General features: G+C 56.9%; 17 protein-coding genes and 1 pseudogene. 10 read left to right on the plus strand and 8 right to left on the minus strand.

What is annotated here, in order from left to right; translation table 11 throughout:
* Nucleotides 1-53: 53 nt before the first annotated feature.
* The 3 genes from asmA to udk all read right to left on the minus strand — a co-directional run bounded on the left by asmA (nt 54) and on the right by udk (nt 3232).
* Nucleotides 54-1904, minus strand: a complete 1851-nt coding sequence (gene asmA / locus GKAS_RS09415; RefSeq protein WP_035893762.1) for an outer membrane assembly protein AsmA — start codon at nt 1902-1904, stop codon at nt 54-56.
* Between the two features lie 26 nt (nt 1905-1930).
* On the minus strand, nt 1931-2512 hold the full coding sequence (gene dcd / locus GKAS_RS09420) for a dCTP deaminase (protein WP_035893765.1): 582 nt from the start codon (nt 2510-2512) through the stop codon (nt 1931-1933).
* Nucleotides 2513-2590: 78 nt separating this feature from the next.
* Entirely contained in the window at nt 2591-3232 is a 642-nt protein-coding gene (gene udk, locus GKAS_RS09425) for a uridine kinase (protein ID WP_035893767.1), read from the minus strand.
* A gap of 352 nt (nt 3233-3584) precedes the next feature.
* Between udk and GKAS_RS09430 the strand changes: the two genes are divergently transcribed.
* Nucleotides 3585-5855, plus strand: coding sequence for a PAS domain S-box protein (locus tag GKAS_RS09430; RefSeq protein ID WP_051910746.1), 2271 nt, complete (start codon nt 3585-3587; stop codon nt 5853-5855).
* Here the strand turns inward: GKAS_RS09430 and alkA are convergent.
* Nucleotides 5807-6649, minus strand: a complete 843-nt coding sequence (gene alkA, locus GKAS_RS09435; protein ID WP_035893769.1) for a DNA-3-methyladenine glycosylase 2 — start codon at nt 6647-6649, stop codon at nt 5807-5809. The genes GKAS_RS09430 and alkA overlap by 49 nt on opposite strands.
* Before the next feature lie 149 nt (nt 6650-6798).
* Between alkA and yegD the strand changes: the two genes are divergently transcribed.
* Nucleotides 6799-8151: a molecular chaperone gene (yegD, locus tag GKAS_RS09440; protein ID WP_035893794.1), complete on the plus strand. Its 1353-nt coding sequence runs from the start codon at nt 6799-6801 to the stop codon at nt 8149-8151.
* Nucleotides 8152-8234: 83 nt separating this feature from the next.
* On the opposite strand, the gene GKAS_RS25540 is transcribed toward yegD, so the two are convergent.
* Nucleotides 8235-8294 (minus strand): type I toxin-antitoxin system Ibs family toxin, encoded by a 60-nt coding sequence (locus GKAS_RS25540; RefSeq protein ID WP_115074421.1) that lies wholly within the window; start codon nt 8292-8294, stop codon nt 8235-8237.
* Between the two features lie 253 nt (nt 8295-8547).
* On the opposite strand from GKAS_RS25540, the gene GKAS_RS09445 reads away from it, so the two are divergent.
* The 7 genes from GKAS_RS09445 to trhP all read left to right on the plus strand — a co-directional run bounded on the left by GKAS_RS09445 (nt 8548) and on the right by trhP (nt 21139).
* Nucleotides 8548-9810, plus strand: coding sequence for an MdtA/MuxA family multidrug efflux RND transporter periplasmic adaptor subunit (locus GKAS_RS09445; protein WP_035893770.1), 1263 nt, complete (start codon nt 8548-8550; stop codon nt 9808-9810).
* The gene (locus GKAS_RS09450; RefSeq protein WP_035893772.1) at nt 9810-12932 is read left to right on the plus strand and encodes an MdtB/MuxB family multidrug efflux RND transporter permease subunit; all 3123 of its coding nucleotides are present in this window, start codon (nt 9810-9812) and stop codon (nt 12930-12932) included. Before GKAS_RS09445 ends, GKAS_RS09450 begins: the two co-directional genes overlap by 1 nt.
* On the plus strand, nt 12933-16010 hold the full coding sequence (gene mdtC, locus GKAS_RS09455; RefSeq protein ID WP_035893775.1) for a multidrug efflux RND transporter permease subunit MdtC: 3078 nt from the start codon (nt 12933-12935) through the stop codon (nt 16008-16010).
* A gap of 2 nt (nt 16011-16012) precedes the next feature.
* Nucleotides 16013-17425, plus strand: a complete 1413-nt coding sequence (gene mdtD, locus GKAS_RS09460; RefSeq protein ID WP_035893777.1) for an MFS transporter — start codon at nt 16013-16015, stop codon at nt 17423-17425.
* 3 nt (nt 17426-17428) lie between these two features.
* Complete coding sequence (gene baeS / locus GKAS_RS09465) at nt 17429-18895, plus strand: envelope stress sensor histidine kinase BaeS (RefSeq protein WP_035893779.1); 1467 nt, start codon at nt 17429-17431, stop codon at nt 18893-18895.
* Nucleotides 18892-19614, plus strand: a complete 723-nt coding sequence (gene baeR / locus GKAS_RS09470; RefSeq protein ID WP_035893781.1) for an envelope stress response regulator BaeR — start codon at nt 18892-18894, stop codon at nt 19612-19614. Before baeS ends, baeR begins: the two co-directional genes overlap by 4 nt.
* 163 nt (nt 19615-19777) lie before the next feature.
* Entirely contained in the window at nt 19778-21139 is a 1362-nt protein-coding gene (trhP, locus tag GKAS_RS09475) for a prephenate-dependent tRNA uridine(34) hydroxylase TrhP (RefSeq protein WP_035893783.1), read from the plus strand.
* Between the two features lie 187 nt (nt 21140-21326).
* On the opposite strand, the gene GKAS_RS09480 is transcribed toward trhP, so the two are convergent.
* The gene (locus GKAS_RS09480) at nt 21327-21668 is read right to left on the minus strand and encodes a helix-turn-helix domain-containing transcriptional regulator (RefSeq protein ID WP_035893785.1); all 342 of its coding nucleotides are present in this window, start codon (nt 21666-21668) and stop codon (nt 21327-21329) included.
* Nucleotides 21665-21994, minus strand: coding sequence for a type II toxin-antitoxin system RelE/ParE family toxin (locus tag GKAS_RS09485; RefSeq protein ID WP_035893787.1), 330 nt, complete (start codon nt 21992-21994; stop codon nt 21665-21667). Before GKAS_RS09485 ends, GKAS_RS09480 begins: the two co-directional genes overlap by 4 nt.
* A 145-nt stretch (nt 21995-22139) precedes the next feature.
* Here GKAS_RS09485 and yegS point away from each other — a divergent pair, with 145 nt between their 5' ends.
* Nucleotides 22140-23039: a lipid kinase YegS gene (yegS, locus tag GKAS_RS09490; RefSeq protein WP_035893789.1), complete on the plus strand. Its 900-nt coding sequence runs from the start codon at nt 22140-22142 to the stop codon at nt 23037-23039.
* On the opposite strand, the pseudogene GKAS_RS25090 reads toward yegS, so the two are convergent.
* Nucleotides 23036-23253: pseudogene (locus tag GKAS_RS25090) on the minus strand (ABC transporter substrate-binding protein); the annotation flags it as partial. The gene yegS and the pseudogene GKAS_RS25090 sit on opposite strands and share 4 nt — an antisense overlap.

The raw sequence follows: 23253 nt of genomic DNA on the forward strand, positions 1-23253 counted from the left end.
CGCAATGCCGGGTTTTGTTTGTCTGCCGGATGGCGGCTACCGTCTTATCCGACCTACTGTTTATCCAGCAGCTTCTGCACTTCCTTACCGGACTGCGTCCCTTTATTCCGCTCAGCCCAGTCATTCAACCGGCGCTTAGCTTCATTTTGTAGCTGACGTCGCAGGATTTGATCCACCTGCAAACTGTAATTCAGCGCGGACCATTTACCGTATACGCGCAGCGGAATGGCCGTTTGCTTCAGCATATCAATCAGTTTCCCCTGCCCTTGCCAGCCGTCAATCACCTGAACGGCAAACTGTAAATCGCCCTCTTCTTTCAGCAGATTCAGCGTCCCTTTACCGTTCAACGTCATCAGGGATGAGGAACCGCGGATATTACTGAGCGTCAGAATACCGCTATCAAGGTCAATATCCGTCGTCATCTCATCCAGCTGCGTGGCGCTATCGTAGTTTTCCTGGGCACGCACATCGGTACTGCGTTCAACGGCCTGCTGGACCAGCTGTTGGAAGTTGAGCCCCTCGGTACGGGTATTTTGCATCTCAATAGACGCCTGTCCCTGCCAGTCACGACGGAAATGGTTTGCATCAATCACGGTGCCGGAGAAATCCCCTGCCAGCGACATTTTGCCGGTCATATTGATAGGGTAATTAAAGGCTTTGAGCAGGCTGCCAATCTGGATGTTATCGAGCTTCGGCTGGAATTCTGCCTGCGGCGTGCCGTCACGCGCATCGAGCGTACCTGGCAGGGAAAGCGTCCCGCCATCGAGCGAGCCTTCCAGTTGGGTTATTTGCAAAAGACCGCGCTGGTTGCTGGCCGCAATACTGACGTTGGTGAACGGCATCCCTCGCCAGCTAATCTGTTTTGCCGTCATTGCCAGCGTCCCTTCAAAGCCGCTCAGTCCACTGTAAGGGACAACCCTAACCCCATTGGCAATAATCGGACGTGGCTGCTTAGGCGTTGCCTGCGCCTTCTGGACACCATTGCCGCCGTTAGGCAGGATATCCGAATGCAGCAGCAGGTTATCCAGATTGAGCTTATCGGATTGCAGATTCAGCACCCAGACCGGGGAATCCCCCAGAATGACGCTGCCAGAACCCGCCAACGTACTGTCATTGGCCGTCAGGCTAAGATTGCTAAAGCTCAGCTTTTTCGCGGCATCCTGCCAGCTGGCGTTAAGACTTCCATTACCGCTAATTCCCTGCGGCGGAAGGTCTGCGCCCTGAAGCTGCCAGCTGAGTTGAGATAGCTGGGCATCAAGGCGTTGAGGATAGTCACCCGCCTGAACCTGCGCGGAGAAGCTAAGAGTTAAATCGCGCTGATCGCGGTTGAGGCGGCCGGAAAAATCAACTTCAGCCTGATGATTGGCATCCTGCTCCATCTGCAGGCGAATATCGCGTACCGTGACCTGTTCATCATCTTCATGCTGGAAAACCAGCACGCTGTCGACAACCTGCAGCGCACCGATATCAAACGACCAGCCGCGATCACCGGGCTCCTGCGGCAGCGATGTGCCTTTCGGGGCGACCGGGGCATTTTGCGCGCATTCAGCTTCCGTTTGCGGCGTGAGTTGAATAACCGCCCCTTTCAGCATCACCTGCTTCACCTGAAGCTGATGAGAAAGCAGCGGCAAAAGCGCCACATCAAGGCGCATATTGTCAGCCCGTACCAGCGGCGCGGTAGCGCCCGGCGCGGTGAGGGTCATTCGCCCCGCGAGGATGCTTAAGCGCGGCCAGACGTGCCAGCGCAGAGAACCATCGAGCTGAAGCTGGTAGCCGCTACGCGCTTCTACCTGCTTCACCATATAGCTGCGGAAATCGTTAGGATTCACCAGCAGCACCAGCGATGACAGGCCGGCAACCAGCACCACCAGCAGGATCATCAGCGTCGTCAATATTCGTCTCATGGCACCCTCATCAGGTTCGCGATGGTTCAGTCTTTATCGATACGACTGGCGACCGCACCCTGCTGGTCGCGGTACTTAGCATCTTCGCGACGGTTATATGGACGAGCGGCCGGGCCGGACAGCGGCTCAAAGCTCAGCGCACCAATCAGCATGCCGGGACGCAGCGCCAGCGGCAGTTTGCCTGAGTTGTAGAACTCCAGCACGATGCAGCCAGACCAGCCTGGATCGATACGGTGCGCGGTCACGTGTACCATCAGCCCCAGACGCGCCAGCGATGAACGACCATCAAGCCAGCCCACCAGGTCCGCCGGCAGCGTGACCGACTCCAGCGTGACCGCCAGGGCCAGTTCGCCCGGGTGCAGATAGAATGCATCGCCTTCAGGCAGCACAATCTCTTCGCTCATCACGCGATCCAGCGCCGCGCTGACTTCCGCCTTCGGGCCGCTTAAATCAATATAGGCCGCCGTATGACCGCTGAAGGTCCGAAACTTATTGCCCAAACGTACGTCAACCGTCGCGCCATTGATACGCTCAATCGGGGGACGCGGGTTAATCGACAGTCGGCCGTCATCCAGCCAGGCTTCTATATCTCGGTCACACAAACGCATATCACTCTCCTTAATGTACTACTGCCCTCTTCCGGCATGGTTGAGGGCTATTAATGCACGTTACACAATTCGCGTGAGTTATTCAAAAAACTGACTAATTTTCGCTTTCAGAATATCGATGGCGATGCGGTTTTTGCCTCCGCGTGGCACGATGATGTCAGCGTACTGCTTGGAAGGTTCAATAAACTGCAGGAACATTGGACGCACGGTTTTCTGATACTGCGCCATCACGGAGTCCATTGAACGCCCGCGCTCGTTAACGTCACGCTTGATACGACGCATCAGGCAGATGTCCAACGGAGTATCGACGAAAATAGAGAAGTTCATCTCTTCGCGCAGACGCGCATCCGTCAGCAGCAGGATCCCTTCAAGAATGATCACTTTTTTCGGTTCGATGTGGATCGTTTCCTGAGTACGGGTGTGCTCGACGTAGCTATAAACCGGCAGCTCAATAGCGGTGCCGCGTTTTAAGGTCTGCAAATGCTGGAACAGAAGACTGTGGTCCATCGCGTTAGGATGGTCGTAATTGGTTTTAACCCGCTCTTCCATGGACAGGTGACTTTGGTCTTTATAATAGCTATCTTCAGGGATAACACCGATATGCTCATCACCAACCTGCTCGCGTAACTCGCGATACAGCGTACTAGCAATAAGACTTTTACCTGAAGCCGATGCGCCGGCGATGCCTACAATGACGCACTGATGAGACTTATCAGTCATAAATTTTGCGACCCGATTAACCTGGATGATAGGAAGGACGGCACGGACAGACAATATTATTCAAGAGGTGAAGTTCTGAATAATCACATGTACCAGCGCCAAACGCGGCAATTATAGGGATTTCATAGCGACGATACCAGTCGTATGCATCGATCGGCGGCGACAATCGGTGAAACGCCGCCGAGGCTCGTTGCAGCGCAAATCGTTATTCATGAAGAAAATATTACACTTGTGATCAATTGCCGATTATTGTCAATAAATGTCATCGAACCGATAAATGGCGCGTAAGTTGGTGCATACTCGACGGTAATGTCAGCAAGGCCGGACCGTGTTGTTCCGGATAATCGTGGTAATGAAGAAAGAAAAACAGTACATCCCCATTGTTCTGACCTCACCGTTTCGCACGGCGCAACTCCTGTTCAGCCTTGGGCTCCTGACGTTCCTGTTCACGCTTTACTCCTTCGCGCTAATGCATCATCCGAGTGACCTTTCGCCGGTGTGGCTTCCAACGGCAGTCATGATGGCGGGATTCTATCGTTTTAAACGTTCCCTATGGCCCGGTATTGCGTTGGCGGGAGCATTGGGCGTTATTGCTGCAACCAGCCTGTACTCACCGTCGGCGGTCACGCTCACCTACCCGGCGATTAACATTCTGGAGGCGCTGGTCGGTGCACTGCTGCTGCGACGCTGGCTAGTGCTCGATAACCCACTGCAAAACCTGGTGGACTGGACCCGCATGGCGATCGCCTGCGCGCTGGTGCCAGCGTTGCTGGGCGGCATTCTGGTCGCCAGCCTCTATCCCGGCACTAACGCATTGCAAACGCTGATAGTGTGGGCGATCGCTGAAGCCACCGGTGCGTTAGCGCTGGTTCCGATTGGCCTGCTGCTAAAAGCCCGGTTTGCCACACGTTATCAAAATACCTCACTGTTGTTCTCTACGCTGCTGACCACCGTGATTACCCTGGCGCTAAGCATTACAGCCATGCTCTATCTGCCGTGGCCGTTCACCTTCATCATGGTGTTGCTGATGTGGAGCGCCGTACGCCTGCCGCGTTTAGAGGCGTTTATCATTTCCCTGCTGACCATTATGGTTGTGCTGATGCTGACCTCACTGCACCCGCTGGTTCAGCACATGATTGAGAACACCCTGAATAGCTATCGACTGCACAATATGCCGGGACTGCCGTTCCTGATGGTACTACTACCAACCGGCGTAATGAGTATCGCCATGTACGCCGTGCACAACGAACGCCGACATATTGCCGAGAGCGAAACCCGCTTTCGCAACGCAATGGAGTATTCCGCCATTGGCATGGGGCTGGTGGACACTTACGGGCAGTGGATGCAGGTCAACAAAGCGCTGAGCGCCTTCCTCGGATACAGCCAGGAGGAACTTCACCGGATGACCTTCCAGCAGGTGACCTGGCCTGAAGACTTAGCCACGGACCTGGAACAACTCGATCGCTTAAACCGCGGTGAGATTGACAGTTATTCACTGGAAAAACGCTACTGCACTAAGCATGGAGACGTAGTCTGGGCACTGCTCGCCGTCTCTCTGGTGCGCAATAACGACGGTACGCCGCTCTACTTTATTAAGCAGGTCGAAGACATCAACTCGCTGAAAAAGAGCCGTGAAGCGAATAAAGCGTTGATGGCGGGGATAACCCAGGCCAACGAAGCGTTGTTCCAGGAAAAAGAGCGCCTGCATATCACCCTCGACTCCATTCATGATGCGGTGATCAGCACCGACAATAAGCAAAACATTATTTTCATGAACCCGGTCGCTGAAAAGATGAGCGGCTGGAAACAATCGGAAGCTCAGGGCAAGCCGTTGCTTAGCGTGTTGCGTATTACCGAAGGGCCGGATGGAGAGAAGCTGGAGGCACTCAGCGCACAAGCGGGCCCCGAGAGCGATGCCGCGTACGACAACACCCTAAAAAACCGCTTCGGCGGCAGCTATGATATTCACTACAGCATGACGCCGCTGAAAACCCTTGATGGCGAACGCATCGGGTTCGTACTGGTTATTCAGGACGTGACCGAGTCGCGTAAGCTGTTGCGCCAGCTCAGCTACAGCGCATCCCACGATGCGTTGACCGGGCTGCCGAACCGCGCCAGTTTTGAAAGCCAGCTGAAAGGCCTGCTGAAAGCGCTGCCCGGTACCCACCAGTCGCACGCGCTGATTATGCTCGACCTTGATTTCTTTAAGGCGGTTAACGACAGCGCTGGCCATGCGGCAGGCGATGCGCTACTGCACGAAATCGCCTCGCTGATGCGCTCAGTGCTGCGTCCCAGCGACATTCTGGCGCGTCTGGGCGGCGACGAATTCGGTTTTATTCTGCGCCACTGCTCCACAGAGCAAGCGGTAAATGTTACCGAGCGCGTCGTCGATGCGATTAATCACTACGAATTTATATGGGCAGGCCGCCTGCACCGGGTAGGTGCCAGCGCCGGGTTAACGCTGGTACATGAGCACAATGCTAAACTGGCAGAACTGTTGGTACAGGCCGATGCCGCCTGCTACGACTCAAAAAACAACGGTCGCGGTAGAGTCACGGTCTACACGCCGGTGGTTCATACCGGCGACCAGTCGTCCGTATGCCAGATATGCAATAACGCGTAGGAGCGCCAGGGCTGCCAGCGCGCGGCATAATCGCGAATCTGTGCGGGCGTCATCCCTGGAAACCGCTGTTTAATCAGGTAATCATCTGGCAGAAAAATATCCTGTGCCTGCCAGGCGCGCAGCGCAAAGTAGTTTGCCGTCCAGCGGCCAATGCCGGGGAACTGCTGCAGCATTTTTAGCGCCTGCGGGACATCTGCGGGTAGCGTCTGCGGCAGCGCCCCGTTGACCGTTGCCTGAGCGAAATAGATAAGCGCCTCCGCGCGTTTTAGCGGCATCCCCAGCGCTTTTAATGCCAGCGGATCGCCCGCTGCCATACGCTCAGCGGTAGGAAACAGGAAAAATCCCTCTTCTTCAGCCAGCGGCTCACCATAGAGCGCCACCACTTTCCCGGTCAACGTCGCGGCCATCTTCACGCTAACTAGCTGGCCGAGAATCGCCCTTATCCCCTGTTCAAATGCTTCAAGCGCCCCCGGCAGGCGCAGCCCCGGTCTGGCGGCAGCAAGACTCCCCAGCGAGCGTTGAATCTGCTGCGGGTCGCAGTGCAAATCCAATAATCTGGCCACGCCGTCCAGCGCCTGGTCGGCAACCGGCATAAGCCCGGCTGTGAGCGTGATGCAAAGTCGGTTATGCGCCACGTCGGGCGACATGGTGATAAGCCCGTGATGTTCGCCACAGCGCCAACTGCGGGTGTAACTACCGTCCTGAAAGCGTTCAATGCCGCTGACGGCACGCGCCTGTAGAAAGCCAAACATCCATTGCCAGTCGTACGGCGGTAACCACGGCAGTTCAAACATCGTTGCTCCTTAAACACATAACGGTAGGCCCGACGTCATAGCATAGCGGGTAATCACCTCGATAACCTTGCTTTCATATTCCTGTTGCCGCCTTCGCGACATTCCGCTAAAGTCGCCCCCCTTTCTTCACTGGCATGGGGATGATTGACGTGTTTATTGGTTTTGATTACGGTACGGCGAACTGTTCTATCGCCGTGATGCAGGATGGCGCTCCGCGCATGCTGACGATGGAAAACGGCAGTACGCTGCTGCCTTCTATGCTTTCTGCTCCTACGCGTGAAGCGGTGAGTGAATGGCTCTATCGCCATCATCAGGTTCCCGCCACCGGCGATGAAGCGCAGGCACTGCTGCGTCGGGCGATGAACTTCAACCGCGAAGAAGATATCGATGTGCTGAGCAACAGCGTGCAGTTTGGCCTCGCCTCACTCAAACAGTACATCACGGACCCGGAAGAGGTCTATTTTGTTAAATCACCAAAATCCTTTCTTGGCGCGAGCGGTCTGAAACCGCAGCAGGTTGCGGTATTTGAAGACCTGGTCTGCTCGATGATGCTGCATATTCGCCAGCAGGCACAGTCACAGCTGACGGAAAGCCTGGATCAAGCGGTGATCGGCCGCCCGATAAACTTCCAGGGGCTTGGCGGCGAAGAAGCCAACGCCCAGGCCGTCGGCATCCTTGAACGTGCGGCAAAGCGCGCGGGCTTTCGTGACGTGGTGTTCCAGTATGAGCCGGTCGCGGCAGGACTGGAATTCGAAGCCACCCTCAGCGAAGAAAAACGCGTGCTGGTCGTCGATATCGGCGGCGGTACCACCGACTGCTCGGTGCTGCTGATGGGGCCACAATGGCGCACCCGTCACGACCGTGAACAGAGCCTGCTGGGCCACAGTGGTTGCCGCGTAGGCGGTAACGACCTCGATATCGCGCTGGCCTTCAAGAGCCTGATGCCGCTGCTCGGCATGGGCGGCGACACCGAAAAAGGCATCGCTCTGCCGATTCTGCCATGGTGGAACGCGGTGGCTATCAACGACGTTCCGGCGCAGACCGACTTCTACAGCGCGGCTAATGGCCGGCTGCTGCGCGACCTGGCGCGCGATGCCCGAGATGCAGAGAAAGTCTCTCTGCTCTATAAAGTCTGGCAGCAGCGCCTGAGCTACCGCCTGGTGCGCAGCGCCGAAGAGAGCAAAATCGCGCTGTCCGAAACCACCCAGATTGACACCTCGCTGCCGTTTATCAGCGATGAACTGGCGACCGCCATCAGCCAGGACGGTCTTGAAGCGGCGCTGAACCAGCCGCTGACGCGCATCCTCGAGCAGGTGCAGTTGGCGCTGGAAAACAGCAGCGAAAAGCCGGACGTCATCTACTTAACCGGCGGCAGCGCACGCTCGCCGCTGATTAAGAAAGCGTTGGCCCAACAGCTTCCCGGCATTCCAATTGCCGGCGGCGATGATTTTGGCTCGGTAACCGCCGGTCTGTCCCGCTGGGCGCAGGTGGTTTTCGCCTGATATATCGTCGTTGACTTCGCTGTTTTTTCGACCTATCGTAAAGGAGTTAGGGTAAGGGAGGATTTAGTCCTCCCCCTGGTGTCTTAGTAAGCCGGTAAGCTAAACACTAAGAGTATCACCAGCATGATGACCAACTTCATCATAACCCTTTCCTTATATAAGGCCCCTTCGTCAGGAGGGGCTTTCCTGTTTTAGCGCCCTGCTAAACGCCGCTGACGGTAGCACGCGTCGGCATTCCACGCAGTTTCGTCCCCAGAGTTTGCGAGCCTACTCGTAAAGCCGTACAGGATTCGGACGATTCCTTCCGTCTTTCATATTTCCTCCATTTTTTCTGAGCGTTCCGTTACTAAACTAGTATCATTTCGTGAAATGATTCAGGGCGAGAAACGAATAACAATGAAAGGCATTTTTAACTATCGCTGGCGCATTGCGCTGGCCGTGCTGGTGGCGATCGCAGTTGCGTTTGGTGTCTGGCACTTCAGCAGCAATTCTGATACCTCCGGTTCCACCGCAGCGAAGCCGGCGGGCGCGCCTGCCGCCGGTGGGCGTCACGGCGGGCGCTTTGGCGGCACCCTGGCGCCAGTTCAGGCAGCCACCGCCACCAGCGAATCTGTGCCTCGCTATCTGAGCGGGCTCGGAACCATTACCGCCGCCAATACCGTGACCGTTCGCAGCCGCGTTGACGGCCAGCTGATGGCGATTCACTTCCAGGAAGGGCAGCAGGTCAAAGCCGGTGATCTACTGGCAGAAATCGACCCTAGCCAGTTCAAAGTTGCCCTTGCCCAGGCGCAGGGTCAACTCGCAAAAGACAAAGCCACGCTCGCCAACGCGCGTCGCGATTTATCCCGCTATCAGCAACTGGTAAAAACCAATCTGGTCTCTCGCCAGGAACTGGACACCCAACAATCGCTGGTTAGCGAAACCGAAGGCACGATCAAAGCCGATGAAGCCGCCGTTGCCAGCGCGCAGCTGCAGCTCGACTGGAGCCGTATTACCGCACCTATCGATGGCCGCGTAGGCTTAAAACAGGTTGATATCGGTAACCAAATCTCCAGCGGAGACACTACCGGTATCGTCGTTCTGACCCAAACGCACCCGATCGATCTGGTTTTCACCCTGCCTGAAAACGACATTGCTACCGTGGTTGCCGCGCAAAAAGCGGGTAAAAGCCTGGTGGTTGAAGCCTGGGATCGCACCAACAAGCAGAAGCTGAGCAACGGCACGCTGCTGAGCCTCGACAACCAGATTGATGCCACTACCGGCACCATCAAACTCAAAGCACGTTTTGATAACCAGGACGATGCGCTGTTCCCGAATCAGTTCGTCAACGCACGCATGCTGGTAGACACTCAGCAAAATGCAGTGGTTATCCCGACTGCCGCGCTGCAAATGGGTAACGACGGGCACTTTGTCTGGGTGCTGAACAGCGACAACAAAGTCAGCAAACACACCGTAGTGCCGGGCATTCAGGACAGCCAGAAAGTGGTAATCGACGCCGGGCTCTCCGCGGGTGACCGCGTGGTCACAGACGGTATTGACCGCTTAACCGAAGGCGCCAAAGTGGAAGTCGTCACCGCCCACGACGCCACGGCAACCGCCACGGAAAAACCAGCGGCGGCGGAAGGCCATGCCGCCGGTCATAAAGGAGCGCGCGGCTGATGCAAGTTTTACCGCCGAGCAACACGGGCGGCCCATCCCGCCTGTTTATCATGCGCCCTGTCGCCACCACGCTTTTGATGGTGGCAATTCTGCTGGCCGGGATTATCGGCTACCGTTTTCTGCCTGTTTCCGCACTGCCAGAGGTCGACTACCCGACCATTCAGGTGGTCACGCTCTATCCGGGTGCCAGTCCGGACGTGGTGACCTCAGCAATTACCGCGCCGCTTGAGCGTCAGTTCGGGCAGATGTCCGGGCTCAAACAGATGTCGTCGCAAAGCTCCGGCGGCGCATCGGTCGTCACCCTCCAGTTCCAGCTCACGCTGCCGCTGGACGTCGCCGAGCAGGAAGTACAGGCCGCGATTAACGCCGCCACCAACCTGCTGCCGAGCGACCTGCCTAACCCGCCGGTTTACAGCAAAGTTAACCCGGCGGATCCGCCGATCATGACCCTCGCCGTCACCTCCACCGCTACGCCAATGACCGAAGTAGAAGATATGGTCGAGACGCGCGTGGCGCAGAAAATCTCCCAGGTCTCCGGCGTTGGTCTGGTGACGCTCGCGGGCGGCCAGCGCCCAGCCGTGCGCGTGAAGCTCAACGCTCAGGCCATTGCCGCGCTCGGGCTGACCAGCGAAGATATCCGCACCGCCATTACCAACGCCAACGTCAACTCGGCGAAAGGGAGCCTTGACGGCCCAGCGCGCGCGGTGACGCTCTCAGCGAACGACCAGATGCAGTCGGCGCAGGAGTACCGGGCGCTGATTATCGCCTACAAAAATGGTGCGCCAATTCGCTTAGGCGACGTGGCAACCGTGGAACAAGGGGCCGAGAACACCTGGCTTGGCGCATGGGCCAATAAAAAACAGGCCATCGTCATGAACGTGCAGCGCCAGCCGGGCGCGAACATTATTTCCACGGCGGACAGCATCCGCCAGATGCTGCCACAGCTCACCGAAAGCCTGCCGAAATCGGTTAAGGTTGAGGTACTTTCCGACCGCACAACCAACATCCGTGCTTCCGTTTCTGACACCCAGTTCGAACTGATGCTGGCGATTGCGCTGGTGGTCATGATCATCTACCTGTTCCTGCGTAACGTCCCGGCGACCATTATTCCTGGCGTCGCCGTTCCGCTCTCGCTGGTGGGTACGTTCGCGGTGATGGTGTTTCTTGATTTCTCTATCAACAACCTAACGCTGATGGCGCTCACCATCGCCACCGGTTTTGTGGTCGATGACGCCATCGTGGTGATTGAGAACATCTCGCGCTATATCGAGAAAGGCGAAAAGCCGATGACGGCGGCACTGAAGGGTGCAGGCGAAATTGGCTTCACCATCATCTCACTGACCTTCTCGCTGATTGCGGTGCTGATCCCGCTGCTGTTTATGGGCGATATCGTCGGCCGTCTGTTCCGCGAGTTCGCCGTCACCCTGGCGGTGACAATCCTGATATCCGCCGTGGTCTCACTCACGCTGACGCCGATGATGTGCGCACGCATGCTGAGCCACGAATCGCTGCGCAAGCAGAACCGTTTCTCGCGCGCCAGCGAGCGCTTCTTTGACCGGGTGATTGCCGGTTACGGACACCTGCTGGCACGCGTGCTGAACCACCCTTGGTTAACCCTGAGCGTGGCGCTCGGCACGCTGGCGCTGTCGATTATTCTGTGGGTGACCATTCCGAAAGGCTTCTTCCCGATTCAGGATAACGGCATTATTCAGGGCACCTTGCAGGCGCCGCAGTCGGTGTCGTTCGCCAGCATGGCTCAGCGCCAGCAGACGGTGGCCGATGCCATTCTGAAAGACCCGGCAGTTGAAAGTTTGACCTCCTTTGTCGGTGTGGACGGCACTAACCCAGCGCTCAACAGCGCCCGCTTACAAATTAACCTTAAGCCACTGAGCGAGCGTGATGACCGCGTGCAGACCGTTATCAGCCGCCTTCAGCAGTCGGTCGACCGCATTCCCGGTATCCAGCTCTATCTGCAACCGACGCAGGATTTGACTATCGATACCACCGTGAGCCGCACGCAGTATCAGTTCACGCTACAGGCCAACTCACTCGACGCATTAAGCCAGTGGGTGCCGCAGCTGATGGAGCAGCTTCAGGCGCTGCCGCAGCTTTCTGACGTCAGCAGCGACTGGCAGGATCAAGGTCTGGTCGCCTACGTTAACGTCGACCGCGATAGCGCTAGCCGTCTCGGCATTTCGATGGCGGACGTTGATAACGCACTCTACAACGCCTTTGGTCAGCGCCTTATCTCCACCATTTACACTCAGGCTAACCAGTATCGCGTGGTGCTGGAACACGACACCCGCGAAACGCCGGGGCTTTCGGCGCTCGATAACATTCGTCTGACCAGCAGCGACGGCGGCATTGTGCCGTTAACCGCGATTGCCAAAGTGGAGCAGCGTTTTGCGCCGCTGTCGATAAACCACCTCGACCAGTTCCCGGTGACCACGATTTCGTTCAACGTGCCGGATAAGTACTCGCTTGGTGATGCGGTGCAGTCGATCCTGGATACCGAAAAAACGCTGAATCTGCCGTCGGATATTCGTACCGAATTTCAGGGCAGCACCCTCGCCTTCCAGTCGGCGTTGAGCAGCACCATCTGGCTGGTGGTCGCAGCGGTGGTAGCGATGTATATCGTGCTCGGCGTGCTGTATGAAAGCTTCATCCACCCAATCACCATTCTGTCGACCCTGCCGACCGCTGGCGTCGGCGCGCTGCTGGCGCTGATGATTGCGGGGAACGAGCTGGACGTTATCGCCATCATTGGGATAATTCTGTTGATTGGTATCGTGAAGAAGAACGCGATCATGATGATCGACTTTGCGCTCGCCGCAGAGCGCGAACAGGGCATGGCGCCGCGCGAGGCGATTTATCAGGCCTGTCTGCTGCGTTTCCGCCCGATTCTGATGACGACGCTGGCGGCCCTGCTGGGCGCGCTGCCGCTGATGCTCAGTACCGGCGTTGGCGCCGAGCTGCGTCGTCCGCTGGGGATCGGCATGGTCGGCGGCCTGCTGGTAAGCCAGGTGCTGACGCTGTTCACCACGCCGGTTATCTACCTGTTGTTTGACCGACTGTCGCTGTACCTGAAAAGCCGGTTCCCGCGTCGTGAAGAGGAAGCGTAAGTGAAATTTTTTGCGCTTTTTATCTATCGTCCGGTAGCGACGATTTTAATTTCGCTCGCCATTACGCTGTGCGGGGTCCTCGGATTCCGCCTGCTGCCGGTGGCCCCGTTGCCGCAGGTCGACTTCCCGGTAATTATGATCAGCGCCTCGCTGCCGGGGGCGTCTCCGGAGACAATGGCGTCCTCCGTTGCCACACCGCTGGAACGCTCTTTGGGGCGTATCGCGGGTGTCAACGAGATGACATCGAGCAGTTCGCTCGGCAGTACGCGCATCATCCTCGAATTTAACTTCGACCGCGATATCAACGGCGCGGCGCGTGACGTGCAGGCGGCCATCAACGCCGCGCAAAACCTGCTGCCAAGCGGTATGCCAAGCCGTCCGACCTACCGTAAAGCTAACCCGTCAGACGCGCCTATCATGATCCTGACACTCACCTCGGATACCTATTCGCAGGGTGAGCTGTACGACTTCGCGTCAACTCAGCTTGCGCAGAGCATTTCGCAGATTGACGGCGTGGGCGACGTCGACGTTGGCGGCAGCTCCCTGCCCGCCGTGCGCGTTGACCTTAACCCGCAGGCGCTGTTTAACCAGGGCGTGTCGCTGGACGCCGTGCGCACCGCCATCAGCAATGCCAACGTGCGTAAACCGCAGGGGGCGATTGAGGATACCAGCCACCGCTGGCAGCTACAGACTAACGACGAGCTGAAGAAAGCGGCGGAGTACCAGCCGCTGATTGTCCACTACAACAACGGCGGCGCGGTGCATCTTGGCGATGTCGCCACCGTGACTGACTCGGTGCAGGACGTCCGCAACGCCGGGATGACCAACGCCAAACCGGCCATTTTGCTGATGATCCGCAAGCTGCCGGAAGCTAACATTATCGACACCGTTGACCGCATCCGGGCAGAATTGCCGGGCTTGCAGCAGACCATTCCGGCGGCTATCGACCTGCAAATTGCCCAGGACCGCTCGCCAACCATCCGCGCGTCGCTGGAAGAAGTTGAGCAGACGCTGGTGATTTCGGTCGCACTGGTGATTCTGGTCGTGTTCCTGTTCCTGCGTTCCGGTCGCGCGACGCTTATTCCCGCTGTCGCGGTGCCGGTGTCGCTGATTGGTACCTTTGCCGCCATGTATCTGTGCGGGTTTAGCCTCAATAACCTGTCGCTGATGGCGTTAACCATCGCTACCGGGTTTGTGGTCGATGATGCCATCGTGGTGCTGGAAAACATCTCACGCCATATTGAGGCCGGAATGAAACCTATGCAGGCGGCGCTTCAGGGTAGCCGCGAGGTGGGTTTCACCGTGCTGTCGATGAGCGTCTCACTGGTGGCGGTATTCCTGCCGCTGCTGCTGATGGGCGGCCTGCCGGGCAGGTTGCTGCGAGAGTTTGCCGTCACGCTGTCGGTAGCTATCGGTATTTCGCTCGCCGTTTCGCTCACCCTCACGCCGATGATGTGCGGCTGGATGCTCAAATCCAGCCGTCGACATTCGCCAACCCGCAACAAGGGATTTGGCCGCGTGCTGGTTGCCATGCAGCAGGGCTATGGTAAGTCGCTGAAATGGGTGCTGGCGCATGCCAGATTAGTCGGCGTCGTCTTCCTCGCGACCATTGCGCTGAATATCTGGCTCTATATCAGCATTCCTAAAACCTTCTTCCCGGAACAGGATACCGGCGTGCTGATGGGTGGCATTCAGGCTGACCAGAGCATTTCGTTCCAGGCGATGCGCGGCAAGCTGCAGGACTTTATGAAAATCATCCGTGAAGACCCGGCGGTGGACAACGTCACCGGCTTTACCGGTGGTTCACGCGTCAACAGCGGTATGATGTTTATCACCCTGAAATCTCGCGATGAGCGCCATGAAACGGCGCAGCAGATTATCGACCGGCTGCGTAAAAAGCTCGCTAAAGAGCCTGGGGCAAACCTGTTCTTAATGGCGGTGCAGGACATCCGCGTCGGCGGCCGTCAGGCCAATGCCAGCTATCAGTACACCCTGCTCTCCGACGACCTTAGCGCACTGCGGGAATGGGAGCCGAAAATCCGTAAAGCGCTGGCCGCACTGCCAGAGCTTGCCGACGTCAACTCAGACCAGCAGGATAACGGCGCGGAAATGGATCTTATCTACGACCGTGAAACCATGTCTCGTCTGGGGATCAGCGTTGAAGCAGCCAACAGCCTGCTGAATAACGCCTTTGGTCAGCGCCAGATCTCCACCATTTACCAACCGCTGAACCAGTATAAGGTGGTGATGGAGGTGGACCCGGTTTACACCCAGGACGTCAGTGCGCTGGACAAGATGTTTGTGATTAATAGCGAAGGCAAGGCCATTCCGCTGTCCTACTTTGCCAAATGGCAGCCCGCGAACGCGCCGCTGTCGGTTAACCATCAGGGGCTGTCGGCGGCATCGACCATCTCCTTCAACCTGCCAACCGGCAAATCACTGTCGGAAGCAAGCGATGCCATCAACCGCACCATGACGCAGCTCGGCGTACCCAACACGGTGCGCGGTTCTTTTGCCGGGACCGCGCAGGTGTTCCAGGACACGATGAATTCACAGGTGATTTTAATCATCGCCGCGATTGCTACGGTCTATATCGTGCTGGGGATCTTGTATGAGAGCTACGTTCACCCGCTGACCATTCTCTCCACGCTGCCGTCTGCGGGCGTCGGGGCGCTGCTGGCACTGGAGTTGTTCAATGCCCCATTCAGCCTAATCGCCCTTATCGGGATCATGCTATTAATTGGCATTGTGAAGAAAAACGCCATTATGATGGTCGACTTCGCCCTGGAAGCGCAGCGTAACGGTAATCTGGCCCCAGAAGAGGCAATCTTCCAGGCCTGCCTGCTGCGTTTCCGCCCGATTATGATGACCACGCTGGCGGCGCTTTTTGGCGCGCTGCCGCTGGTTCTCTCCGGGGGCGATGGCTCGGAGCTGCGTCAACCGCTGGGGATTACGATTGTAGGGGGTCTGGTGATGAGCCAGTTGCTGACGCTCTACACCACCCCGGTGGTTTATCTGTTCTTCGATCGTCTGCGTCTGCGTTTTTCGCGTCAATCCCGACAATCGGTAACTGAATAACGATGACTGAGCTACCTGCCAACGTTCGCTGGCAACTCTGGATTGTGGCGTTCGGCTTTTTTATGCAAGCGCTGGACACCACAATCGTCAACACCGCCCTCCCCTCTATGGCGCTGAGCCTGGGGGAGAGTCCGCTGCATATGCACATGGTGGTGGTTTCCTATGTGCTAACCGTCGCCGTCATGCTGCCCGCAAGCGGCTGGCTGGCTGACCGAGTTGGCGTGCGCAATATCTTTTTCACCGCCATTGTGCTTTTCACCGTCGGTTCGCTGTTTTGCGCGCTATCCAGCACGCTCAACGAGCTGGTCATGGCGCGCGTCCTGCAAGGTATTGGCGGGGCGATGATGGTGCCGGTAGGCAGGCTGACGGTGATGAAAATCGTGCCGCGCGACCAGTACATGGCGGCGATGACGTTTGTCACCATCCCCGGCCAGATTGGCCCACTGCTCGGCCCGGCCCTCGGTGGGATTCTGGTCGAGTACGCCTCCTGGCACTGGATCTTCCTGATTAACATCCCGGTCGGCATTATCGGCTGTATCGCCACCCTCGCCCTGATGCCCAACTACACCGTGCAAACGCGGCGTTTCGATATCTCCGGCTTTATCGTGCTGGCGCTGGGGATGGCTACGCTCACCCTGGCGCTGGATGGACAAAAAGGCCTGGGTATCTCGCCGCTGATGGTGGGCGCGCTGGTGGCGATTGGTATCGCCGCTATCGTTATCTATCTGTGGCATGCTCGCGGCAACGACAGCGCGCTATTCAGCCTGAAGCTGTTCCGCACCCCGACCTTTTCGCTTGGCCTGGCCGGCAGCTTTAGCGGGCGCATCGGCAGCGGCATGCTGCCGTTTATGACGCCGGTATTCCTGCAAATTGGAATGGGCTTCACGCCGTTTCATGCGGGTCTGATGATGATCCCAATGGTGCTCGGCAGCATGGGAATGAAGCGTATCGTGGTACAGGTGGTTAACCGCTTTGGCTATCGCCGCGTGCTGGTGTTCAGCACCGTCAGCCTGGCGATTATCAGCCTGCTGTTTATGTTTACCGCGCTGGCAGGCTGGTACTACGCCCTGCCGGTGGTGCTGTTCGTGCAGGGGATGGTGAACTCCAGCCGCTTCTCGTCGATGAACACTTTGACTCTGAAAGACCTGCCCGATGACTATGCCAGCAGCGGCAATAGCCTGCTGTCGATGATCATGCAGCTGTCGATGAGTATCGGCGTCACCATCGCTGGTATTCTGCTCGGCACCTTCGGTCAGCAGCATATTACCGTTGGTAGTGAAGCGACCCACCACGTCTTTATGTATACCTATCTCTGCATGGCCGTGATTATTGCGCTCCCGGCGCTGGTCTTTGCCCGCGTACCGGACGACACCACCAAAAACGCGGTGATCGCCCGACACAAAATCAAGGAATAAACCGTGAAATTATGGCGTCCGGGTATCTCCGGTAAACTGTTTCTGGTCATTTTAACCACCTGTATTGTGCTGCTTATTAGCATGCACTGGGCCGTACGCATCAGCTTTGAGCGTGGCTTTATTGACTACATCAAGCGCGGTAATGAGCAGCGATTACAGTTACTCAGCGACGCGCTGGCAGAACAGTATGCGCAGCACGGAAACTGGCGCTTTTTACGCAATAACGACCGTTTTATTTTCCAGATCCTGCGCTCTTTTGAGCATGACAATAACGAAGACCGCCAACCGCCGGGCCCACCGGGGCCAGACGGCGAGCCCGGACGAGAACCTGACCGCGGACCGGATCGCGGCGGTATGCCGCCTCACGGCTGGCGCACGCAGTTCTGGGTTGTCGATCAGAACGCTCGCGTGCTGGTTGGCCCTCGCGAAGCGGTACCGCACGACGGCTCACGCCGTGGAATTATCGTAAACGGCATGGAAGTTGGCGCGGTTATCGCCTCACCGGTTGAGCGCCTGACGCGTAACACCGATATCAATTTTGACCAGCAGCAGCGCCGCACCAGTTGGCTTATCGTTGGCTTGGCCACACTGCTTGCGGCATTAGCCACTTTCCCGCTGGCCCGCGGTCTGCTGGCACCGGTCAGGCGGCTGGTTGATGGCACCCACAAGCTAGCGGCGGGTGATTTCTCGACCCGCGTTCCGGCTAACAGCAGCGATGAACTTGGCCGTCTGGCAAAAGATTTTAACCAGCTCGCCAGTACGCTTGAGAAAAACCAGCAGATGCGCCGGGATTTAATGGCCGATATCTCCCATGAGCTGCGCACCCCGCTGGCGGTACTACGTGGCGAGCTGGAAGCGATACAGGACGGGGTGCGCAAATTCACCCCTGAGTCGGTGACTTCGCTACAGGCCGAAGTCGCCACACTGACCAAGCTGGTCGATGACCTGCATCAGCTATCGATGTCCGATGAAGGCGCGCTGGCCTATCAGAAATCCGCCGTCGATATCATCTCCCTGGTGGAGATTGCCGCTGATGCCTTCCGCGAACGCCTTGCCAGCCGAGGCCTAACGCTTAACCTTGCGCTGTCAGCGGAAAACGCCACCGTGTTTGGCGACCCGGACCGCTTAATGCAGCTGTTCAACAACCTGCTGGAAAACAGCCTACGCTACACCGACAGCGGCGGTCAGGTGCTGATTCGCACCGCGCTCGACGCCCAGAATATCGTGCTGGAATTTGCCGACAGCGGCCCCGGCGTCACCGACGAACAGCTGGCAAGACTGTGCGAACGCTTCTACCGCACCGAGGGTTCACGCAACCGCGCCAGCGGCGGCTCCGGGCTGGGGCTGGCGATTTGCGCCAACATCGTCACCGCCCACGGCGGGAAGCTTAACGTCGGACATTCGCCTTTTGGTGGGGTTAGCATTAAAGTAGAATTACCGCTGGAACGTGCAATATCGAGAGAAATATGACCGAGTTACCGATTGATGAAAGCGCCCCACGCATCTTGATTGTTGAAGATGAACCCAAACTGGGACAACTGCTCATCGACTATTTACTGGCAGCCCACTATGCCCCGACGCTGATTAGCCACGGCGACAAGGTGCTGCCGTACGTTCATCAGACCCCGCCGGATCTTATCCTGCTGGATCTGATGTTGCCGGGTACCGATGGTCTGACGCTATGCCGTGAAATCCGCCGCTTTTCCGATGTGCCTATCGTGATGGTCACCGCCAAAATCGAAGAGATCGACCGCCTACTGGGCTTAGAAATTGGTGCCGATGACTATATCTGTAAGCCCTACAGCCCGCGCGAAGTGGTCGCGCGCGTAAAAACCATTTTACGTCGCTGCAAACCACGCACCGAACTGCAGGCCATGGACGAGCAAAGCCCGCTTATCGTGGACGAGAACCGTTTTCAGGCCTCGTGGCGCGATCGCCTGCTCGACCTGACGCCCGCCGAGTTCCGCCTGCTGAAGACGCTGTCGCAGGAGCCCGGAAAAGTCTTCTCCCGCGAGCAGCTGCTGAACCATCTTTATGATGATTATCGCGTGGTGACCGACCGCACCATCGACAGCCACATTAAAAACCTGCGCCGTAAGCTGGAGTCGCTGGACGCCGAACAGTCGTTTATTCGCGCCGTTTACGGCGTAGGCTACCGTTGGGAAGCCGACGCCTGCCGCATGGCGTAATGTGACGAGTTGCCGGATGGCGCTGCGCTTATCCGGCACAATGAGGACAAAGGTTTACTCCCCTCCCCCACAGCGCTACAATGCCCGCCCTTAATGTGGGGGCACTCCCCAACTCGCCGCATCAGCTGCGACGAATCTGACCTGTCATCAGAACGAGATAATCATGTTTAAACCGGAACTCCTTTCCCCGGCGGGAACGCTGAAAAATATGCGTTACGCTTTCGCTTACGGTGCCGATGCAGTATACGCTGGCCAGCCACGCTACTCTCTGCGCGTCCGTAACAACGAATTCAATCACGAAAATCTGCAGCTCGGCATCAACGAAGCCCATGCGCTCGGTAAAAAATTCTATGTGGTAGTGAACATCGCTCCGCATAACGCCAAGCTGAAGACCTTTATTCGTGACCTGAAGCCGGTAGTGGATATGGGGCCGGATGCGCTGATTATGTCTGATCCAGGCCTGATTATGCTGGTACGCGAAAACTTCCCGGAGATGGACATCCACCTGTCCGTTCAGGCAAATGCCGTAAACTGGGCAACGGTGAAGTTCTGGAAACAGATGGGGCTGACCCGCGTGATTCTCTCCCGCGAACTGTCGCTGGAAGAGATTGAAGAAGTCCGCACTCAGGTGCCGGATATGGAGATTGAGATCTTCGTTCACGGCGCGCTGTGTATGGCCTACTCTGGCCGCTGCCTGCTGTCTGGCTACATCAATAAACGCGACCCGAACCAGGGCACCTGCACCAACGCCTGCCGCTGGGAATACAACGTTCAGGAAGGCAAAGAAGACGACGTGGGCAACATCGTCCACAAATTCGAGCCGATTCCAGTGCAGAACGTTGAGCCAACATTAGGCATCGGCGCGCCAACCGATAAAGTCTTTATGATTGAAGAAGCCAAACGTCCGGGCGAGTACATGACCGCCTTCGAAGACGAACACGGCACCTACATCATGAACTCCAAAGATCTGCGCGCCATCGCTCACGTTGAGCGACTGACCCAGATGGGCGTGCACTCGCTGAAAATCGAAGGCCGTACCAAATCGCATTACTACTGCGCCCGTACCGCGCAGGTTTACCGCAAGGCCATTGATGACGCCGCCGCGGGCAAACCGTTCGATGCCTCCCTGCTGGAAACGCTGGAAAACCTCGCGCACCGCGGCTACACCGAAGGCTTCCTGCGTCGCCACACCCACGACGACTACCAGAACTACGAGCACGGTTACTCCGTCTCCGAGCGCCAGCAGTTTGTCGGCGAATTTACCGGCGAGCGTAAAGGCAACCTGGCCGCCGTCGCGGTCAAAAACAAATTCACCGTCGGCGACAGCCTGGAAATGATGACCCCGCAGGGTAACGTCAACTTCACCCTTGAGCACATGGAAAACCTCAAAGGCGAAGCCACTTCCGTCGCACCTGGCGATGGCCACACCGTATGGTTACCCGTACCGGAAGACGTGGCGCTGGAGTATGGCCTGCTGATGCGTAACTTCGCAGGAGAATCGACTCGGAATCCGCATACCAGCTAGTACATTTATATTGTTTTTCAATAGCAAAGATTCTTAGAAATGGATCACAGACGTAATAATCGATTGTAGATATCATTCGCTTCGCTGAAAAACATAATCCATAAATGCTAGCTGTACCTAGGAACCACCTCCTTAGCCTGTGTAATCTCCCTTACACGGGCTTATTTTTTTGTCTGGCAGCAAAAGTTCAGTGTTGTGCTTTGCTTAACGTAAGCTGTAAACCCGCTACCGCAGCAAGCCGAGCAAGCGTTGTGACCGTCGGGTTTCCCTTCTCAGATAAAGCACGATAAATGCTCTGACGCGCCAGTCCCGTCTTTTTCGCCGCCTCGGCGATACCACCACGCGCTTCTAGCACGCGGCGTAATGCAATAAGGAACCCCCCTAAACCGCCTTCTTCATTAATATCTTCAAGCGCGGTTTTGAGATAAAGGTCCGCATACTCAGGATCGGCTCGAAATGCTTCAATCATGAGCTTGTCACGATCCACCGCTGGGGCAATGGTTTCCGCTTTTTTAGTCGCTATTGTCATTTAGCCCTCGCTTTAAAATCTCTAAGATATTCAATTGCCTTATCGATATCCGCGGCCTGCGTTTTCTTCGTACCGCCGATATGCAAAAGGATAATCTCGCCATCTTCTAAGGAATAGTACACTCGATAGCCGGGGCCATAATCAATACGTAACGCCCAGACGCCATCTCTTTCAAACTTGTGATCGCCAAAGTTTCCTGATTCAGCCCGGTCTAGTCTGGTATCAATCTTTACGGCGGCTAGGAGGTCCTTCTTTTTTAGCCGGGCCAGCCACTCACAAAAAGGCTTATCACCGTTTTTATCCTGATAAAATTGAGATTTGTACATCCCTTTACCCTCATTCCTTTTCCTGAGTTCAATTGTCACTTATAAGAGACAAGCTGGCAAGATGTTTGTCACCTATAAGAGACAACAGGCATATCTGCGTATCATTTGTTACACTCTTTGCATACCCCACAAAGAGGTACCACGGATGTCCGATTTTCCTGCAAGCTTATTGATTTTAAACGGCAAGGGTGCCAATACCCCCCAGCTCCGCGAGGCGGTTGAACTGCTGCGCGATGAGGGGGTGACCATTTATGTTCGCGTCACCTGGGAGAAAGGCGATGCGGTGCGTTATGTGGAAGAGGCCATTCGCCTGAACGTCGAGACGGTGATCGCGGGCGGCGGCGACGGGACGATTAACGAAGTCGCGACGGTGCTGATCCACAGTGAAAGCCGCGAGGTACCGGCGCTCGGCATTTTGCCGCTCGGTACCGCCAACGATTTTGCTACCAGCGTCAATATTCCAGCGGATCTGGCTAATGCGCTGAAACTCGCCATTGCCGGTCGCGACGTGCCGGTCGATATCGCCCAGGTGAACCACAAAACCTGCTTTATCAATATGGCCACCGGCGGCTTCGGCACGCGCATCACCACCGAAACGCCAGAAAAACTCAAAGCCGCGCTGGGCGGCGTGTCGTACCTGATTCATGGGCTGATGCGGATGGATACGCTGAAGCCAGACCGCTGCGAGATTCGCGGCGAGAATTTTAGCTGGCAGGGCGATGCGCTGGTTATCGGTATTGGTAACGGCCGTCAGGCGGGCGGCGGGCAGCAGCTGTGTCCGGACGCATTGATTAACGACGGTTTGCTGCACCTGCGTATTTTCACCGGAGAGGAACTCATTCCGGCGCTATTTAATACGCTCGCCAGCAACGATGGCACGGAGAATCTGGTGGATAGCGTCTCGCCGTGGTTTGAAGTCACCGCGTCACACGAGATGACCTTTAACCTCGACGGCGAGCCGCTCAGCGGCAAAACTTTCCGTATGGAGATTTTACCGGCGGCGCTGCGCTGTCGCCTGCCGCCGGACTGTCCGCTGTTACGTTAACGCATTGCGCGTTTCAGGATACGCTCCGACTGGCGTTTGAAATCCGTTGCCGCTTCGGCGACGGTTTTCTTGCCGTAATCGATGGACTGCAACGCGCTATCAAACTCCTGCACCAGCTGCGGGTCTTCCAGATATGGCGAAACGGAAAGTGTGGTCGGCAGCGCAAGCGCCTGTTTGATACCGGCAACCGACGGGTCTTTATCGTTAATCACCC

The organism is Kluyvera ascorbata ATCC 33433, from assembly GCF_000735365.1.
GTDB classification, from domain to species: Bacteria; Pseudomonadota; Gammaproteobacteria; order Enterobacterales; family Enterobacteriaceae; genus Kluyvera; species Kluyvera ascorbata.

What these genes read in the sequence shown, in the direction of transcription:
- alkA (WP_035893769.1), bottom strand. Translation starts at nt 6,649, where the DNA reads ATGTTTGAACTGCCGTGGTTACCGCCGTACGACTGGCAATGGATGTTT.
- GKAS_RS09445 (WP_035893770.1), top strand. Translation starts at nt 8,548, where the DNA reads ATGAAAGGCATTTTTAACTATCGCTGGCGCATTGCGCTGGCCGTGCTG.
- mdtD (WP_035893777.1), top strand. Translation starts at nt 16,013, where the DNA reads ATGACTGAGCTACCTGCCAACGTTCGCTGGCAACTCTGGATTGTGGCG.
- baeR (WP_035893781.1), top strand. Translation starts at nt 18,892, where the DNA reads ATGACCGAGTTACCGATTGATGAAAGCGCCCCACGCATCTTGATTGTT.
- GKAS_RS09430 (WP_051910746.1), top strand. Translation starts at nt 3,585, where the DNA reads ATGAAGAAAGAAAAACAGTACATCCCCATTGTTCTGACCTCACCGTTT.
- asmA (WP_035893762.1), bottom strand. Translation starts at nt 1,904, where the DNA reads ATGAGACGAATATTGACGACGCTGATGATCCTGCTGGTGGTGCTGGTT.
- trhP (WP_035893783.1), top strand. Translation starts at nt 19,778, where the DNA reads ATGTTTAAACCGGAACTCCTTTCCCCGGCGGGAACGCTGAAAAATATG.
- GKAS_RS09485 (WP_035893787.1), bottom strand. Translation starts at nt 21,994, where the DNA reads ATGTACAAATCTCAATTTTATCAGGATAAAAACGGTGATAAGCCTTTT.
- yegS (WP_035893789.1), top strand. Translation starts at nt 22,140, where the DNA reads ATGTCCGATTTTCCTGCAAGCTTATTGATTTTAAACGGCAAGGGTGCC.
- GKAS_RS09480 (WP_035893785.1), bottom strand. Translation starts at nt 21,668, where the DNA reads ATGACAATAGCGACTAAAAAAGCGGAAACCATTGCCCCAGCGGTGGAT.
- dcd (WP_035893765.1), bottom strand. Translation starts at nt 2,512, where the DNA reads ATGCGTTTGTGTGACCGAGATATAGAAGCCTGGCTGGATGACGGCCGA.
- GKAS_RS09450 (WP_035893772.1), top strand. Translation starts at nt 9,810, where the DNA reads ATGCAAGTTTTACCGCCGAGCAACACGGGCGGCCCATCCCGCCTGTTT.
- udk (WP_035893767.1), bottom strand. Translation starts at nt 3,232, where the DNA reads ATGACTGATAAGTCTCATCAGTGCGTCATTGTAGGCATCGCCGGCGCA.